Raw genomic sequence first — 1,993 nt, 5'->3', positions numbered from 1 at the left:
ATGGCAAAACGATTGCTTCGGGTAGCGGGGACAAGACTGTAAAACTCTGGCGTACTGATGGCACTTTGCTCAAAACTATTGATGGGCATGAAGATGCTATTTGGGGTGTAGCCTTCAGCCCAGATGGAAAGATGATTGCCTCCGCTAGTTCGGATAACACTGTAAAATTGTGGCGCACTGATGGTATTTTGATTACAACTTTTACTGGGCATAAGGCTAAGATGAATGATATCGTCTTCAGCCTAGATGGCAAAACACTTGCTTATGCTAGTGAGGATAAGACAGTAAAATTGTGGAGTTTAAATAATATAAATAATTTAGATTATTGGCTTAGACTAGGATGCAAGCGTTTACGTGTTTATTTGCAAAATCCTAATAATGGAATGAACTTAAATAATTCCAATCGCTACCTTTGTGATGATGTGAAGTAATAGGGAGTCCGCAATAGTTGTGTGACCATATAGCCTTGATTACAACACAATTTTATTTGCTTGTAAGACTAATTAATATAATGTTACGGCGTTGTTATATAAATAACTCAAATCTTGCGTCTACCCAAATTCCGCCTGACAATTAATTCTCAGGCTCACAGCATAATTCTATTGAAATGGATTTAAATACTGTTAGGACTTACGCAGACTCTAGGATTTCTTAGCGTTCTTGGCGACTGAGCAGTTTATAAATTAAGCTTTTTGACGATTTTTGCGTAAGTCCTGACTGTCCTAATCAGATTTATCTGACTTGAGCTATTAGCCAAGAAATAAATTTCTTGACAGAACAAAAAGTTAGCGCAATATCTGATATCTCCAGTTTGAGTTAGCATCCAAATTTAACATCATCAGTGTCTTCTATTACATTTAATATTGTTCCGGTACTGCCAGGTATACAAGGACGACATGCACTAGGTCTAATATCTGGACGACATCCACGACATCCACTACATCCAACACATCCAATACATGTACGGCATGTACGACATGTACGACATGTACGACATGTACCGCAATTAGCAAACCATCTTTGGCTAACTGCAGAATCAAGTACTTCAGAAATTTGTAATCTTTCTAAAGCTATTATTTCCTCATCAGGCAACAGTTGTTCTAGTTTGTCTGCTCTATCTACCAAACGCATTTCTATTGTTGGTTGGATCAGTATTTTTTCTGCAAGCATTGTCACTTACTCCTTTTAACTTCAATTCCTGAACCTGTCTGTAAATCTGCATTCGAGTTTATAAAAAGCTGAAATAATGTTTTTACGTCAATCAATTTTCATGGAAGAATAGGTATTTAAATGAGCGAATGCGAAGAATGGCTAAAGTATAATAGTTATTTCCTAATTATTATGCTTTGATAGGACTAGTAAACAAAAAAAACTTTTATCTTTTATGAAATCTATTTATACAGCTACTAAAAATTTGACGTTAAGCTGAAAACACTTGTTCTGTGCTGCAATGACAACTTAAGCATCTACCTTAGTTTTGCTTTAGCTTTCTAAAATGCCTCAAAAGTATTAAGAAAAAAAATCATTTAAGAAATTTACCAGAGGAACTGGATGAAATTATCACTACAGGTTTTAACCAAAATATTTGGTTATTTGATTTTTATCAAAGTTGTTTGATTAGAAAGGTAAATGCCAAATATTACCTACTCTTCTATTAGGATTGTTACAGTCTAGAAATGATTTAACCTCTTCCTCAGGTAGAACCTTTTTTATGATTATTATACTGCCTGCCACAATAGTGATGGCATCTGCAAACAGTAAATTGGACATATTATGTAGACAAAACTAATAAATAACAAGCCATAGAATTAGTCATCAAAATACATATACCCAAAGTAGTATAAGGCATTAAGAAAAAAGAATCTAAGGAACGCCCTGATTGATGCGAAGTTGGGCTAAATTGAGGCGAATGCCTAAGAGGGTGTTTGAAAAGTTTTAGGGAGTCAAAAATTAAGCAAGTCGCCTCACCATAATACGGATCATGGAAAGGTAG

General features: G+C 35.1%; 1 pseudogene. It reads left to right on the top strand.

What is annotated here, in order from left to right:
• Positions 1-431, top strand: a pseudogene (locus G1O98_RS37990) (PD40 domain-containing protein); the annotation flags it as partial.
• Between the last annotated feature and the right edge of the window lie 1,562 nt (positions 432-1,993).

The sequence above is a fragment of the Nostoc sp. UIC 10630 genome, from assembly GCF_010747425.1.
Taxonomy (GTDB): domain Bacteria; phylum Cyanobacteriota; class Cyanobacteriia; order Cyanobacteriales; family Nostocaceae; genus Nostoc.
The sequence above is the reverse complement of the archived record's forward strand: the minus strand, read 5'-3'. Positions and strand labels throughout refer to the sequence as shown.